The sequence below is a fragment of the Klebsiella sp. H-Nf2 genome (assembly GCF_002806645.1).
Classification (GTDB): Bacteria; Pseudomonadota; Gammaproteobacteria; order Enterobacterales; family Enterobacteriaceae; genus Klebsiella; species Klebsiella variicola.
The window spans coordinates 22,866-37,720 of record NZ_PIBL01000013.1 but is presented as its reverse complement, the minus strand read 5'-3'; the positions used below and the strand labels follow the sequence as shown (position 1 = coordinate 37,720).

Below are 14,855 nucleotides of genomic sequence, written 5' to 3'. Positions count from 1 at the left end.
TGCCCTCGCTTCCCCCCGGTATGCCGGGGGGAAGCGGACAGGGGTTACAGGTAGCTCATCGCCAGGCCCAGGAACAGCACCAGCCCGACGTAGTTATTGTTCATAAACGCTTTGAAGCAGTTATCGCGGTCGCGATTGAAGATAAGCTTCTGCTGCCAGCCAAACAGACCCGCCGCGACAAATAACGACCAGTAGTATTCCCAGCCCAGCCCATTCAGCCAGCCCACCGCGCCCATCAGCGCCAGCACGGCCACCTGCAGAATACCGATAATCAGACGATCGTTTTCGCCGAACAGGATCGCCGTCGACTTGATGCCGATCTTCACATCGTCATCTCGATCCACCATCGCATACTGCGTATCGTAGGCCACCGCCCACAGAATGTTGGCGAGGAACATCAGCCAGCAGCTCAGCGGCAGCGATTCGCTAACGGCCGAGAAGGCCATCGGGATCGACCAGCCAAAGGCGGCCCCCAGCACCACCTGCGGCAGATGAGTGTAGCGCTTCATAAACGGATAGACCCATGCCAGGGCCAGCGCCGCGACCGACAGCAGGATGGTCATGGTGTTGAGGGTGAGCACCAGCAGGAAGGAGAGCAGCACCAGTACGATAAACAGCGTTCGCGCCTCTTTCTCGGTAACATCGCCGCTCGGTAGCGGACGACGGGCGGTACGCTTAACGTGACCATCAAATTTTCGATCGGCATAGTCATTCACCACGCAGCCGGCGGCGCGCATCAGCCAGACGCCGGCGACGAATACCGCCAGGATCCACAGCGGCGGTACGCCCGGCGAGGCTACCCACAGCGCCCACAGCGTCGGCCACAGCAGCAGCAAGGCGCCGATCGGTTTGTCAGTGCGCATCAGGCGATGAAACGCCAACAGCTTATTCTGCGACAGACTCCACTCCATTTTTTCTTCCTCTTAGTACAACGGCGACGCAGGCAAAAACAGCTCGGTCAGCAGCAGGGGTTTGCCGCTCAGCCGCAGACGGGAACGACGCCCCCACAGCGCTGCATCGCGACCAATTTCAATAAAATCGCGGGTTAATGTCGACGACGTGAACAGGTATCGGCCCAGCGGGATCTGCCCGAGCTGCTGTAGCGCCAGCTCCGGACCACACAGCGTCGACTCCGGCACCACCGTGCGCCCGGCCAGCCAGGGCTCGCCATCGGCGTTGAGTATAATCTCCCGCAGCCAGTAGCGCGGCTCGTCAGGTAGCAGCGCCGCTTCGTCAGTCAGCGCCTCACGCTCAATATACCCTTCGTTAATCAGGGTCACGGTGACCTGCTTTCCTTGTTGCTCAAAGCGCTGGGTCATTGAGTCCTCCAGCAGCAGCCAGTCACTCAGGGGCGGCGCCAGGGATGGCATAACGGCAAAATAGCGCAGCGCGCGCAGTCGCGTAAGCGCAGGATGGGACATGCCTGATTCTCCGGTACATAACGTGAGAGCATTGTATCGCAGAATAGGCGGTTGGTGGCGGGCAAACGTCAATATACGATCATTCACGCAACAGCCATGCAACAGGCTGCCGCGCGTGCAAAAAAAGGTGCATCCCGGAGGATGCACCTAAAGGCTGTGCCTAAACATCAGCATTGTGGGGAGACGATTACCCCTTGCCTTTTACACTGCTGATAAAGGTGGAACGAGCGGATTTCGAGCCGAGGCGCTCAGCTTCGTTCATCAATTTCAGGGCTTTGTCGATGTCACCTTGTTTCACCGCCTGCTTAATACCGTTGTTGAAGTAGGTTTCGGTATCGCTGAGCATCGGTTCACTTTTGGCTGCCGGCGCCGCAGCGGCTGCGGCGGCTGGCGCGGCTACCGGCGCGGCGGTATTGCCGACGGTCACCGGTCCCGGGCCGGAAGAGCCGAACAGCGGGCCCACCAGCACGCTGGAGGTGCTATTGGTTTTCACTTTCAGCTTCAGCACGCCATCGGTGGTATGTTTAGCGATCGGATCCGGGATATCCGGGGCCGCATTTCCGGCGCCTTTGGCATAGGCTTTCGCCGGATCCAGCAGGGTCGTGGTCTGCTGGAGATCTTTTTCAGTGGTAAATACCAGCACATAGAGCTTCTGCTGGCCCAACGCCGGAGTCAGGCGCATCACGCCGCCCAGGCGATCGGCGGTCATCACGCCCGGCTGCTGATAGGTAAAGTAGTTGCTGGGGAAGAACGCCGCTGGCGTCATGTTCTGATCCAGAATCAGCACGTTCGGCGCAAAAATCTGCTTATGTTTGTTCAGTTCGCTGTCGAGCGTCAGGGTCAGCTCGCCGATATTGGCCGGTACGCTCCAGGCGGCGACCGGTCCGACGATCCCCGGGACATCCAGGCGTTGACCGCCGGTGGTTAAATCAACGCTCTGCGTCTTTGATTGATCGGCAGGCGTCCAGATCAGCTGTTGCAGCGCGCTGGCTGGAATAGACGGCGCGGCGCTGGTGTTCTGCGGGACAAAGTTAACATCGGCAAGGCTCATTCCCGGCACGCATGCCAACATCCCTGCGGATAAACACAGAGCGACGAGAGTTTTCTTCATTTTCATTGTTCTCACCTTGGATAGCATCGGTTTAGCGGTAGCCAGGCAATAGCGCGCTAACCCTGAATTGTCAGGAGGGGCTGACGCCCCTCCCAGGTTACACCCGTCCTGCGGACGGTATTACCACCACACTTCCATCTGGGCACCGAAGGTAACTTCGCTGTCGTCACCGCGGCTGGAGGTGTACATGCCGCTTCCGCTGCTGTCTTTAGTCTGCAGACCGGAGGCGTTGCTGTAACCCCAGTTTTCATCCCACTTCGCGTAGGTTGCGAAGATACGGATAGCCGGACGAGACCAGACGCTGTTGCCTGCCTGCCACTGTTGAGCCAGAGTAATTTTGTACTGGTTGTTGTTTTCGCTGGTACGCTGGGATTTCACGTTGTCGTAACCGATTTCCAGCTGGGTGCTCATGATCGGCGTCCATTTGTACATCGGACGGACACCCACGGTGTACCAGGTAGAACCGTTTTTGCTGTCCAGGTCCACGTCCTGGTACATCGCCACGTACATCAGGCCCCAATCATCGTTGAAGTCCATCGCGCCGTGATCCAGAACGCGGATCATGCTGCCGTTGTTATCGATGCTGGTCCCTTGAGAGTGGCCGCTGTTCCAGGAGGTCATCGCGTCGGTCGCGTACTGAACCACGAACTTGTTGAAGCCGCCCCAGATAGACTGGGTATGTTCACCAGTCCACAACCAGCCGTCTTTCGACGCGCCGTCTTCCAGACGATAATCATCCTGCGGGTTCGCACGACCGTAATCGACACCTAACTCCAGCACGCCGCCCGGGTTAGTTTCCAGGCCCGCCAGACGGACGTCAAAGACGTCGTTTGCGGTTTTCGCTGCGTATTTTTTGGTGTCATCGCTGGAGAAAGTGTAAGAGCCGCCGCTTTCTGAGTTGCGGGTAGCGGCCAGAGAGAGCTTGCCAAAGCCAAGGTCAACGTTTTCCAGACCTGCACCCGGGCCGGAGATATCCCAGTAGTAGAAGTCGATCATGTGAACGTCATGACGCTGATAGAAGCGTTTACCTGCCCACAGCGTGGAGCCCGGCAGCCAGTCGATCAGGTTTTTACCCTGGATGTTGGCTTCACGGAACGCCGGAGAGGTGCTTTCCCAGTCATCTTCCTGATTCACGGAATAGGCAACGTTAGTATCGAAATAAAAACTCTTATCCCCTTCTTTCCACAGTTCCTGGCCCAGCTTCAGTTCCGCATAGGTTTCACATTCGTTACCAAGACGGTACTTACTTTGTGCGCCTGTCGCTTTGAAACACTGTTGCTCGCCGCCGCTGCCGGTCCAGCCAATGCCGGAACGCGCGTAACCATGGAAATCGACAGCCAGCGCCTGAGCAGACATAACGCCTGCTGCGACGGCGACCGCCAGAGGAAGTTTGCGCAGAGTAATCATCATTCTATCTCCTGAGATCATTGCTTTTCTTTGAACGCTTCGCCGGTGTACCGCCAGCCGGGTTCGCGCTTTTTTTTAATGGGAAGCCTTACACGCCCGGCTCTTTATGCAGCCGACGACAAGCGGTGCCATCCTCACGGAATAAGTGGCAACGTTCTGGCGGCAAACCGATGGCGAATGTGGCTCCCTCTTCTACCAACACCACGTCATTCTGGCGGTAAACCAGGTTCTGACGGATGGCGGGGATCTGGATATGAATTTGCGTCTCGTGACCGAGCTGTTCGACGACCTGAACCTCACCTTCGAGGGTCACATCGGCGATATCGCTGGGCAGTAAATGCTCGGGGCGGATACCTAATGACATGTTGGCGCCAACCTGAACGTTGGCGCTGTCTACCGGCAGCCAGATTTGCTGGCGGTTCGGCAGTTCTACTTGCACCTGATCGATAGCCGTCGCGGTGACTTTCACCGGCAGGAAGTTCATCTTCGGTGAACCGATAAAGCCGGCAACGAAGCGGTCAGCCGGATAATGATAGAGCTCCAGCGGTTTCCCGACCTGTGCCACACGGCCGGCGTCCAGAACCACAATCTTGTCCGCGAGGGTCATCGCTTCCACCTGATCGTGGGTAACATAAATCATGGTACGGGCCAGCCGCTTATGCAGACGGGAGATCTCGATACGCATCTGGACACGCAGGGCGGCATCCAGGTTAGAGAGCGGTTCATCCAGCAGGAAGACGCTTGGCTCTGCCACCAGCGTACGGCCGATCGCTACACGCTGGCGCTGACCACCGGAAAGCGCTTTCGGTTTACGCTCCAGAAGATGCGCCAGCTGTAAGACCTCAGCCACCTGAGTCACTCGCTGGTTAATGACCTCTTTTTTCGCGCCGGCCAGCTTCAGGCCGAAAGACATATTTTCGGCAACGGAAAGATGGGGATAAAGCGCATATGACTGGAATACCATGCCGATGCCGCGCTCAGCGGGCGGCACGTCGTTCATCCGGGTATCGCCAATGAACAGATCGCCGCTGGTGACGGTTTCCAGTCCGGCAATCATACGCAGCAGAGTGGATTTGCCGCAGCCCGACGGTCCAACAAACACGACGAACTCCCCATCCTGGATCTCGAGATTGATATCTTTAGATACCACCACGTCGCCCCAGGCTTTCGTTACATTTCGTAGCTGTACGCTCGCCATGCCCTTCTCCCTTCGTTACAACCTGTCACTTAAAGACACATTCAAGATGGGTCGACTATGCGGCATTCCTTAGGCTGGCAAATCCTCCACCCCCCGGCTTTTTTATGGGGGAGGAGATGGGAGGATGAGAGATTGCCTCTCGCCACGGGGGATGGCGGACGAAGCGTGATTTCGTGATGGGGACGACAAAATTGGGCACTTTTTTCTGTGCTCCAGGACGCAATACGGCCGTTTTTGCAATGGAGATCACACAACCAGCGGGTGGGGCGTAGACCAGGGGAGGATGGAAAGGGGTTGTTAAAAAAGGAAACTCATCATCGTTAAGCCACCGAAGTGTATCCACGAGTACATCACCAAATAGGACGGGTATATGAAAATCAAAACTGGCGCTCGCATCCTCGCGCTGTCAGCACTGACCACGATGATGTTTTCCGCCTCTGCCCTCGCGAAAATTGAAGAAGGTAAGCTGGTTATCTGGATTAATGGCGACAAAGGCTATAACGGCCTCGCTGAAGTGGGTAAAAAGTTTGAAAAAGACACCGGCATTAAAGTTTCCGTAGAACATCCGGACAAGCTGGAAGAGAAGTTCCCGCAGGTTGCGGCGACTGGCGATGGCCCGGACATCATCTTCTGGGCGCATGACCGTTTCGGCGGCTACGCACAGTCCGGCCTGCTGGCTGAAATCACCCCGGACAAAGCGTTCCAGGACAAACTCTACCCATTCACCTGGGATGCCGTGCGCTTTAACGGCAAACTGATCGCCTATCCGGTGGCGGTTGAAGCCCTGTCCCTGATTTATAACAAGGACCTGGTACCGAACCCGCCGAAAACCTGGGAAGAGATCCCGGCGCTGGATAAAGCACTGAAAGCGAAAGGTAAGAGCGCGCTGATGTTCAACCTGCAGGAACCGTACTTCACCTGGCCGCTGATCGCTGCCGACGGCGGGTACGCCTTCAAGTTTGAAAACGGCAAATATGACGTGAAAAACGTCGGCGTAGACAGCGCAGGCGCGAAAGCGGGTCTCACCTTCCTGGTTGACCTGATCAAGAACAAGCACATGAATGCCGACACGGATTACTCCATCGCGGAAGCCGCCTTCAACAAAGGCGAAACCGCCATGACCATCAACGGTCCGTGGGCGTGGTCTAACATTGATAAGAGCAAAGTTAACTACGGCGTCACCCTGCTGCCGACCTTTAAAGGCAAACCATCGAAACCGTTCGTTGGCGTACTGAGCGCGGGTATCAACGCCGCCAGCCCGAACAAAGAGCTGGCGAAAGAGTTCCTCGAAAACTACCTGATGACCGATCAGGGTCTGGAATCGGTTAACAACGACAAACCGCTGGGTGCTGTCGCGCTGAAATCCTTCCAGGAGAAACTGGAAAAAGATCCGCGCATCGCCGCCACCATGGCGAACGCCCAGAATGGCGAAATCATGCCTAACATCCCGCAGATGTCTGCCTTCTGGTATGCCGTTCGTACCGCGGTTATCAACGCCGCCAGCGGTCGCCAGACTGTCGATGCTGCACTGAAGGATGCACAGAGTCGTATCACTAAGTAAGAAAACGGCGGGTAGCGCTTGCGCTTACCCGCCCTACCACTGCGGCTCGGACCGTAGGTCAGGTAAGCGAAGCGCCACCTGACAAATAAGTTTTCACCGCTGTAGAGGATGATCCCCATGGATGCCGTTAAAAAGAAACACTGGTGGCAAAGTCCGCAACTCACATGGTCTGTGATTGGCTTACTGTGCCTGCTGGTGGGTTACCTTGTTGTTTTGATGTACGCCCAGGGGGAGTACCTGTTCGCCATCATGACGCTGATTTTAAGCTCAGTTGGCCTGTATATTTTCGCTAATCGCAAGGCTTATGCCTGGCGCTATGTCTATCCCGGCCTCGCCGGCATGGGCCTGTTCGTCCTGTTTCCGCTGATCTGTACCATTGCCATCGCCTTCACGAACTACAGCAGCACCAACCAGCTGACCTTTGAACGTGCGCAGCAGGTGCTGATGGATCGCTCTTTCCAGGCTGGCAAAGCCTATAACTTCACGCTGATCCCGGCGGGGGACGAGTGGAAACTGGCCCTGACCGATGGCGAGAGCGGTAAAAACTACCTTTCCGATGCTTTTAAATTCGGCGGTGAGCAGAAGCTGGCGTTAAAAGAAACCGACGCCCTGCCGGAAGGCGAGCGCGTCGGCCTGCGCGTCATTACTCAGAACCGCACCGCGCTGAACCAGCTGACCGCCGTGCTGCCGGATGACAGCAAAGTGATCATGAGCTCGCTGCGTCAGTTCTCCGGCACTCAACCGCTGTATACGCTTAGCGAAGATGGGGTGCTGACCAACAATCAGACCCACGTCAAATATCGCCCGAACAATGACGTAGGCTTCTACCAGGCGATTAACGCCGACGGCAGCTGGGGCACTGAAAAGCTGAGCCCGGGCTACACCGTGACGATCGGCTGGGATAACTTCACCCGCGTCTTCCAGGACGAAGGGATCCAGAAACCGTTCTTCGCTATTTTCGTCTGGACCGTGGTGTTCTCGGTGCTGACGGTGATTTTGACCGTGGCCGTGGGAATGGTGCTGGCTTGTCTGGTGCAGTGGGAAGCACTGAAAGGCAAAGCAATTTACCGCGTCTTGTTGATTCTGCCGTATGCCGTACCGTCGTTTATTTCGATTCTGATTTTCAAAGGGCTGTTCAACCAGAGCTTTGGTGAAATCAACATGATGCTCAGCGCGCTGTTCGGCATTAAGCCGGCCTGGTTTAGCGACCCGACCACCGCGCGCACCATGATCATCATCGTCAACACCTGGCTGGGCTACCCGTACATGATGATCCTGTGCATGGGGTTGCTGAAGGCGATTCCGGACGATCTGTACGAAGCGTCGGCGATGGATGGCGCCGGTCCGTTCCAGAACTTCTTTAAAATTACGCTGCCGCTGCTGATCAAGCCGCTGACGCCGCTGATGATCGCCAGCTTCGCCTTTAACTTTAACAACTTCGTGCTGATTCAGCTGTTGACCAACGGTGGTCCGGACCGTCTCGGCACCACCACCCCGGCCGGTTATACCGACCTGCTGGTGAGCTACACCTATCGCATCGCCTTTGAAGGCGGCGGCGGTCAGGACTTCGGCCTGGCGGCGGCTATCGCAACGCTTATCTTCCTGCTGGTTGGCGCGTTAGCGATTGTGAATCTGAAAGCCACACGCATGAAGTTTGATTAAGGGAGATAACGATAATGGCTATGGTCCAACCCAAATCTCAAAAGCTGCGTCTCTTCACTACGCATCTTCTGTTACTGATTTTTATCGCCGCGATTATGTTCCCGCTGCTGATGGTTATCGCTATCTCGCTGCGCGAAGGCAACTTCGCCACCGGCAGCCTGATCCCGGATACCATCTCCTGGGAACACTGGCGTCTGGCATTAGGCTTCAGCGTTGAGCACGCGGATGGCCGCGTCACGCCGCCGCCATTCCCGGTACTGCTGTGGCTGTGGAACTCGATTAAGGTCGCCGGCATTACCGCGATCGGTATCGTCGCCCTTTCCACCACCTGCGCCTACGCTTTTGCCCGTATGCGCTTCCCGGGGAAAGCGACGCTGCTGAAAGGGATGCTGATTTTCCAGATGTTCCCGGCGGTGCTGTCGCTGGTGGCCCTGTATGCATTGTTTGACCGCCTGGGCCAGTACATCCCGTTCGTCGGCCTCAACACCCACGGCGGCGTGATCTTCGCTTATATGGGCGGTATCGCGCTGCACGTCTGGACGATTAAAGGCTACTTCGAAACCATCGATGGTTCGCTGGAAGAAGCGGCGGCGCTGGATGGCGCGACCCCATGGCAGGCTTTCCGCCTCGTGCTGCTGCCGCTGTCGGTGCCGATTCTGGCGGTGGTGTTTATTCTGTCGTTCATCGCGGCCATCACCGAAGTGCCCGTCGCCTCGCTGCTGCTGCGCGATGTGAACAGCTATACCCTGGCGGTAGGTATGCAACAGTATCTCAACCCGCAGAACTATCTGTGGGGCGACTTCGCCGCCGCGGCGGTGCTCTCCGCCATCCCGATCACGGTCGTCTTCCTGCTGGCGCAGCGCTGGCTGGTTAACGGCCTGACGGCGGGTGGGGTGAAAGGTTAAGTTTTTTTGTAACACCGGCCCCAAATTTCAGATGAGGGCCGACGGTCTAGCCGCAATACACGACCCCAACCGGGTATTGTCGCCGTCGCCCTCAGCTGAAAAAGTAAGGCCAATGCCACTGCTATCCTCAACTGGACCCTACATAAATTCTATTTGTGACTGTTGGTCAGCGGCCCTGGAGGCCGCTTTTTTTTATTCGCGTTTCAGGCGATTGGAGTTACACAGCCAGAGCGTAATCACCAGGATCAGGATCGCGGCGGAGTAAATCAGCACTGCCATCGGCGACTCATGGTCGATGATAATCAGGCGCACAATCGCGGTGATGCCGATATAGACGAAATAGCGCAGCGGGAAGTGGAACCCCGACTGAAAATACTTGACGATCAGCGCGATAAACTCGAAGTAGAGGAAGTAGACCACCAGACCTTCCACCAGCCGGTACTTACTGGTCGGCTCCGGGGTAAAGAGGACATCGGCCAGATGCAGCGTCTCTTTCCCGAGGAAGACGATCAAAATAATCCCCAGGCACAGCAGCCCAAGATTCAAAACCGTTTGCATCGCGGTGGCGATAAAATTCACCAGCGGACGATAAACCGACGACATAAATACACCTCATCATTATGCTTCTTTGAGACCTGTATAACGCAAAAATGTGATCCAGATCGACATTATTCGCTAACTTTTTGCCACCACCGGCGAAGATGTAACAATCACAGCCCAGACGGACGGGTTAAAAAGGAAACAACCATGCTAAAGATTCGTACCGCACGCGCAGAGGATGCGGCTTTACTCAATGAAATGGGCAATGCCAGCTATCGCCATCACTTTGCTCACCTCTGGCATAACGCCGACGAGCTGGCGTGCTACCTGCAACAAGAGTATTCCCTGGCCTCGCTGCAACGCAGCCTGACCGATTCCCGGTGCTGTTGGTTGATTGCTGAAGCCCCCCACCCTGTCGGCTTTGCGAAATACGCCTGTCGTCAGGCGATAAGTCCTGAAGGTCCGTCCGGTACGCTGTTGCATAAGCTCTATCTGCTGCCTGACACAACGGGCCACCGCTACGGTGAGCAGATATTTCGCGCCGTCGAGGCGAGAGCAAAAGCGGCCGGTGAAAGCTGGCTGTGGCTGGAAGTGCTCGCCGATAACCCCGCTGCGCGCCGTTTTTACGAACGTCAGGGGATGCAGCACGTGAAAGATGTCGCATTTCATTCCGCCAGCCAGCAAAGCACCTTACATATTCTGGCCAAACCGATCTGAGAGGCACTATGCATACCCTTCGGGAAACGGCGATCCGCAACGTCACCAGCGGTGAGAACGTGGTGATCTACCAGCCCGCCAACCTGTACGACTGTGTCCTTGGCGATAACGTCTTCGTCGGGCCGTTCGTTGAGATCCAGGGCAATACCCGCATTGGCGCGAACAGTAAAATTCAGTCCCATACTTTTATCTGCGAGTACGTCACCATTGGCCAGCGCTGCTTTATCGGTCACGGCGTGATGTTTGCCAACGACCTGTTTCGCGACGGCAAACCGAATGCCGACCGCACCAGCTGGGGGCGGATTGAGATTGGCGATGACGTGTCGATCGGCAGCGGCGCCACAATTCTGGCCGTCAGCATCTGCGACGGCGTGGTAATTGGCGCGGGCAGCGTGGTGACGAAGTCCATTACCGAGAAAGGAGTGTGGGCGGGAAATCCAGCCCGCCTGCTGCGGCGGCTGTAAAAAAATGCCGACCTAAGGGTCGGCATTGCGTCTTAGCTGCGCAAGATTATGCGCGCCAGGCTTTATAACGGTTAATCAGGCCGTTAGTTGAGCTGTCGTGGCTGCTAACTTCGCTGCCGTCTTTCAGCTCCGGCAGGATGCGGTTAGCCAGCTGTTTGCCCAGTTCAACGCCCCACTGGTCGAAGGTGAAGATGTTGAGGATCGCGCCCTGGGTGAAGATTTTGTGCTCGTACAGGGCAATCAGCGCCCCAAGGCTGAACGGGGTGATTTCACGCAGCAGGATGGAGTTCGTCGGGCGGTTGCCTTCAAACACTTTGAACGGCACCACGTGCTCCAGAGTTGCCGGATCTTTACCCTGATCGCGATATTCCTGCTCGACCACTTCACGGGATTTACCGAAGGCCAGGGCCTCGGTCTGGGCGAAGAAGTTGGACAGCAGCTTCGGATGATGGTCGGACAGCGGGTTGTGAGTGATAGCCGGGGCGATGAAATCGCACGGTACCATTTTGGTGCCCTGGTGGATCAGCTGGTAGAACGCATGCTGACCGTTAGTGCCCGGCTCACCCCAGATGATCGGGCCAGTCTGGTAGTCTACCGCGTGGCCGTTACGGTCAACATACTTACCGTTGGACTCCATGTTGCCCTGCTGGAAGTAAGCGGCAAAACGGTGCATATACTGGTCGTACGGCAGAATCGCTTCGGTTTCTGCACCGAAGAAGTTGTTGTACCAGATACCGATCAGCGCCAGCAGCACTGGCAGGTTTTTCTCCGCCGGGGTGGTGGAGAAGTGCTTATCCATCGCATGCGCGCCGGACAGCAGCTCAACGAAGTTGTCGAAGCCCACGGAGAGAATGATGGACAGGCCAATCGCTGACCACAGAGAGTAACGGCCGCCAACCCAATCCCAGAATTCGAACATGTTAGCGGTGTCGATACCAAATTCGCCAACCGCTTTACCATTGGTAGAGAGCGCGGCGAAGTGTTTGGCCACGTGCTTGTCGTCGCCCGCGGTCGCCAGGAACCAGTCGCGCGCGCTATGGGCGTTGGTCATGGTTTCCTGAGTGGTGAAGGTCTTGGACGCCACCAGGAACAGGGTCGTTTCCGGATTGACGTTCTTCAGCACTTCAGCAATGTGGGTGCCATCGACGTTGGAGACAAAGTGCATGTTGAGGTGGTTTTTGTACGGACGCAGCGCTTCGGTCACCATGAACGGACCGAGGTCGGAGCCGCCGATACCGATATTCACCACGTCGGTGATCGGTTTGCCGGTATAGCCTTTCCAGCTACCGAAGATAATCGCTTCGGAGAAGGTTTTCATCTTCTCCAGCACGGCGTTTACTTCCGGCATCACATCTTTGCCATCAACCACAATCGGCGTATTGCTGCGGTTGCGCAGCGCGACGTGCAGAACCGCGCGGTCTTCGGTACGGTTGATCTTTTCGCCGGAGAACATCGACTTAATGGCGCCTGCCAGATCGGTCTCTTTCGCCAGATCCTGCAGTTTAGCCAGCGTCTCTTCGGTGATACGGTTTTTGGAGAAGTCCACCAGCATCAGATCGTCGAACGTCGCGGAAAACTTAGAAAAACGGTCGCTATCTTTGGCGAACAGCTCGCTGATAGTGACATCTTTCATTTCGTCGAAGTGTTTCTGTAATGCCTGCCAGGCAGAGGTCTGCGTTGGGTTGATGTTTTTCATTAGCAATACTCTTCTGATTTGAGATTGTGACTTCGGTCGATTGTAGCGCCGGTGACGGAAAATTGTGATGATTTTTGTGACTTGTCCCTGACGCCGGTCAGGAATCGGGTCAAAACGGAGTAAAAAGCCCCATTAGTATAGCTATCATAAGGCTTTTTTCTGTTAGCCGCAGGGGCATGAAAAATCCGCATAACCGCAGCGTTGACATAGCTAGTGTTAAGCCTTTATATATCCGCAGTGCTTACGTATTGGTAGGTATCTATTGCTCGCGCATTTCACGCTACAGCGAAAGGGTATTCGCGGGGGATATAATGTCTCAAATCCCCCGGCCTGGTGAAAGACGTCGGTAATTGCCAGAAGAGGTGCGTTGCCCAGGTAACCGTATTGGAGGAACCAGTCCGGGGAAAATACGTGAGGGGGAGCAACGCCGAGGTGAAAGAGCGTCTGGTCACGCTCCTCACCGGCCACAGGGGCTGAATCCCCTGGGTTGTCACCAGAAACGTTCGCAGTCGGGCGTTTCATACCCGAACACCTCAGCGCCCAGAGCGGTGAGTCGGGTCTACAAGGTGGAGCACTTCTGGGTGACATCGTAGTTGTTTATCACTCTGCGCCACCCTGTTTATCGCTCTTCCCTTGTGCCATGGCTGAATAATTTGGCCTGGCTTATTAAGACATTTTGTTGCGATCCGGCGGCGTCCAGCCCCTGCCACGATCGGTGTTCAGGAATCGTTTTAATAAGTCAGGCCCCCTGACACGAGGTTGTTATGACAGATCTAGTCGTCGCCAAATTTGGCGGCACCAGCGTTGCCGATTTTGACGCCATGAACCGCAGCATCGATGTGGCGTTGCTCGATGCTAACACCCGTATTGTTGTGCTCTCCGCCTCTGCTGGCGTGACCAACATTCTGGTGGCCTTAGCGGGAGGGCTGGAACCCACCGAACGTTTTACCCAGTTGGACGCTCTGCGCCAGATCCAGTCCAATATTCTGGAGCGTTTGCGCTATCCCAATGTGATCCGCGAAGAGATTGAGCGCCTGCTGGAAAACATCACGACGCTGGCGGAAGCCGCCGCGCTCGCCTCCTCGACCGCCCTGACCGACGAACTGGTCAGCCATGGCGAACTGATGTCCACCCTGCTGTTTGTGGAAATCCTGCGTGAGCGCGGCATTCAGGCGCAGTGGTTTGACGCCCGTAAAGTGCTGCGCACTAACGATCGCTTTGGCCGCGCCGAACCGGACATCGCCGCTGTCGCCGAACTGACACAGCTGCAGCTGGCGCCGCGTCTGGCGGAAGGCCTGGTGGTGACCCAGGGCTTTATCGGCAGCGAAGCGAAAGGCCGCACCACCACCCTCGGCCGCGGCGGCAGCGATTATACCGCCGCTCTGCTCGGCGAAGCGCTGAATGCCACCCGCGTCGATATCTGGACCGATGTCCCGGGGATTTATACTACCGATCCTCGCGTGGCGCCGGCGGCGAAACGCATCGACGTCATCGCCTTTGAAGAGGCGGCAGAAATGGCCACCTTTGGCGCCAAAGTGCTGCACCCGGCGACCCTGCTGCCTGCCGTGCGCAGCGATATTCCGGTGTTTGTCGGCTCGAGTAAAGAGCCTAAAGCGGGCGGTACGCTGGTGTGTAAAACCACCGAGAACCCACCGCTGTTCCGCGCCCTGGCCCTGCGTCGCCGTCAGACGCTGCTGACACTGCATAGCCTGAATATGCTGCACTCCCGCGGCTTCCTCGCCGAAGTGTTCGGCATTCTGGCGCGCCATAACATCTCCGTCGATTTGATCACCACCTCCGAAGTGAGTGTGGCCCTGACCATGGATACCACCGGCTCAACCTCTGCAGGCGATACCCTGCTGACCCAGGCGCTGCTGACTGAACTCTCCTCGCTGTGCCGCGTGGAAGTGGAGGAAGACCTTGCGCTGGTGGCCCTGATTGGCAATGAGCTGTCGAAAGCCTGCGGCGTCGGCAAAGAGGTCTTTGGCGTCCTCGAGCCGTTTAACATCCGCATGATTTGCTATGGCGCCTCCAGTCATAACCTCTGCTTCCTGGTGCCTGGCCCCGATGCGGAGAAGGTGGTGCAGAAGCTGCATCATAATTTGTTTGAATAAAACTCCTTAGCACGATAAACAATACCTATAGCCGGGCTCGAACCCGGCTTTTTTATAAC

The 14,855-nt window shown here is 56.5% G+C and carries 13 protein-coding genes and 1 riboswitch; of the genes, 6 read left to right on the top strand and 7 right to left on the bottom strand.

Annotation, left to right across the window (positions count from 1 at the left end; genetic code table 11):
• Positions 1–44: 44 nt before the first annotated feature.
• From ubiA to malK, 5 genes are all read right to left on the bottom strand, one after another.
• Positions 45–911: a 4-hydroxybenzoate octaprenyltransferase gene (gene ubiA / locus CWM58_RS23300; protein WP_002884808.1), complete on the bottom strand. Its 867-nt coding sequence runs from the start codon at positions 909–911 to the stop codon at positions 45–47.
• 12 nt (positions 912–923) lie between these two features.
• Positions 924–1,421, bottom strand: coding sequence for a chorismate lyase (gene ubiC / locus CWM58_RS23295; RefSeq protein WP_008807309.1), 498 nt, complete (start codon positions 1,419–1,421; stop codon positions 924–926).
• A 187-nt stretch (positions 1,422–1,608) separates the two neighbouring features.
• A complete protein-coding gene (malM, locus tag CWM58_RS23290) occupies positions 1,609–2,538 on the bottom strand; it encodes a maltose operon protein MalM (protein ID WP_008807310.1) in 930 nt (309 codons plus the stop codon).
• Between the two features lie 114 nt (positions 2,539–2,652).
• Positions 2,653–3,942 carry a maltoporin gene (locus CWM58_RS23285; RefSeq protein WP_100681897.1) on the bottom strand — a complete coding sequence of 430 codons (1,290 nt, stop codon included), beginning with the start codon at positions 3,940–3,942 and terminating at the stop codon, positions 2,653–2,655.
• 85 nt (positions 3,943–4,027) lie between these two features.
• Positions 4,028–5,137 (bottom strand): maltose/maltodextrin ABC transporter ATP-binding protein MalK, encoded by a 1,110-nt coding sequence (gene malK / locus CWM58_RS23280; protein WP_061156127.1) that lies wholly within the window; start codon positions 5,135–5,137, stop codon positions 4,028–4,030.
• 370 nt (positions 5,138–5,507) lie between these two features.
• Here malK and malE point away from each other — a divergent pair, with 370 nt between their 5' ends.
• From malE to malG, 3 genes are all read left to right on the top strand, one after another.
• Positions 5,508–6,698 (top strand): maltose/maltodextrin ABC transporter substrate-binding protein MalE, encoded by a 1,191-nt coding sequence (malE, locus tag CWM58_RS23270; RefSeq protein WP_061156128.1) that lies wholly within the window; start codon positions 5,508–5,510, stop codon positions 6,696–6,698.
• A 117-nt stretch (positions 6,699–6,815) separates the two neighbouring features.
• A complete protein-coding gene (gene malF, locus CWM58_RS23265) occupies positions 6,816–8,360 on the top strand; it encodes a maltose ABC transporter permease MalF (protein WP_100681895.1) in 1,545 nt (514 codons plus the stop codon).
• A gap of 14 nt (positions 8,361–8,374) precedes the next feature.
• Positions 8,375–9,265, top strand: a complete 891-nt coding sequence (malG, locus tag CWM58_RS23260) for a maltose ABC transporter permease MalG (protein ID WP_002884725.1) — start codon at positions 8,375–8,377, stop codon at positions 9,263–9,265.
• Positions 9,266–9,457: 192 nt separating this feature from the next.
• On the opposite strand, the gene psiE is transcribed toward malG, so the two are convergent.
• A complete protein-coding gene (gene psiE / locus CWM58_RS23255; RefSeq protein ID WP_004206282.1) occupies positions 9,458–9,868 on the bottom strand; it encodes a phosphate-starvation-inducible protein PsiE in 411 nt (136 codons plus the stop codon).
• A gap of 144 nt (positions 9,869–10,012) precedes the next feature.
• On the opposite strand from psiE, the gene CWM58_RS23250 reads away from it, so the two are divergent.
• Both CWM58_RS23250 and CWM58_RS23245 read left to right on the top strand, forming a co-directional pair.
• A complete protein-coding gene (locus CWM58_RS23250) occupies positions 10,013–10,522 on the top strand; it encodes a GNAT family N-acetyltransferase (RefSeq protein WP_100681894.1) in 510 nt (169 codons plus the stop codon).
• Positions 10,523–10,530: 8 nt separating this feature from the next.
• The gene (locus tag CWM58_RS23245) at positions 10,531–10,986 is read left to right on the top strand and encodes an acyltransferase (RefSeq protein WP_100681893.1); all 456 of its coding nucleotides are present in this window, start codon (positions 10,531–10,533) and stop codon (positions 10,984–10,986) included.
• A gap of 46 nt (positions 10,987–11,032) precedes the next feature.
• On the opposite strand, the gene pgi is transcribed toward CWM58_RS23245, so the two are convergent.
• The gene (pgi, locus tag CWM58_RS23240) at positions 11,033–12,682 is read right to left on the bottom strand and encodes a glucose-6-phosphate isomerase (protein ID WP_100681892.1); all 1,650 of its coding nucleotides are present in this window, start codon (positions 12,680–12,682) and stop codon (positions 11,033–11,035) included.
• A gap of 349 nt (positions 12,683–13,031) precedes the next feature.
• A riboswitch (Lysine riboswitch) is annotated at positions 13,032–13,267 on the top strand.
• 179 nt (positions 13,268–13,446) lie between these two features.
• Between pgi and lysC the strand changes: the two genes are divergently transcribed.
• The gene (gene lysC, locus CWM58_RS23230; RefSeq protein WP_061156132.1) at positions 13,447–14,796 is read left to right on the top strand and encodes a lysine-sensitive aspartokinase 3; all 1,350 of its coding nucleotides are present in this window, start codon (positions 13,447–13,449) and stop codon (positions 14,794–14,796) included.
• Positions 14,797–14,855 lie beyond the last annotated feature (59 nt).

Bases quoted from the DNA above. Each gene is read 5' to 3' on its own strand.
- ubiA (WP_002884808.1), bottom strand. From the start codon at position 911: ATGGAGTGGAGTCTGTCGCAGAATAAGCTGTTGGCGTTTCATCGCCTG.
- ubiC (WP_008807309.1), bottom strand. From the start codon at position 1,421: ATGTCCCATCCTGCGCTTACGCGACTGCGCGCGCTGCGCTATTTTGCC.
- malM (WP_008807310.1), bottom strand. From the start codon at position 2,538: ATGAAAATGAAGAAAACTCTCGTCGCTCTGTGTTTATCCGCAGGGATG.
- CWM58_RS23285 (WP_100681897.1), bottom strand. From the start codon at position 3,942: ATGATGATTACTCTGCGCAAACTTCCTCTGGCGGTCGCCGTCGCAGCA.
- malK (WP_061156127.1), bottom strand. From the start codon at position 5,137: ATGGCGAGCGTACAGCTACGAAATGTAACGAAAGCCTGGGGCGACGTG.
- malE (WP_061156128.1), top strand. From the start codon at position 5,508: ATGAAAATCAAAACTGGCGCTCGCATCCTCGCGCTGTCAGCACTGACC.
- malF (WP_100681895.1), top strand. From the start codon at position 6,816: ATGGATGCCGTTAAAAAGAAACACTGGTGGCAAAGTCCGCAACTCACA.
- malG (WP_002884725.1), top strand. From the start codon at position 8,375: ATGGCTATGGTCCAACCCAAATCTCAAAAGCTGCGTCTCTTCACTACG.
- psiE (WP_004206282.1), bottom strand. From the start codon at position 9,868: ATGTCGTCGGTTTATCGTCCGCTGGTGAATTTTATCGCCACCGCGATG.
- CWM58_RS23250 (WP_100681894.1), top strand. From the start codon at position 10,013: ATGCTAAAGATTCGTACCGCACGCGCAGAGGATGCGGCTTTACTCAAT.
- CWM58_RS23245 (WP_100681893.1), top strand. From the start codon at position 10,531: ATGCATACCCTTCGGGAAACGGCGATCCGCAACGTCACCAGCGGTGAG.
- pgi (WP_100681892.1), bottom strand. From the start codon at position 12,682: ATGAAAAACATCAACCCAACGCAGACCTCTGCCTGGCAGGCATTACAG.
- lysC (WP_061156132.1), top strand. From the start codon at position 13,447: ATGACAGATCTAGTCGTCGCCAAATTTGGCGGCACCAGCGTTGCCGAT.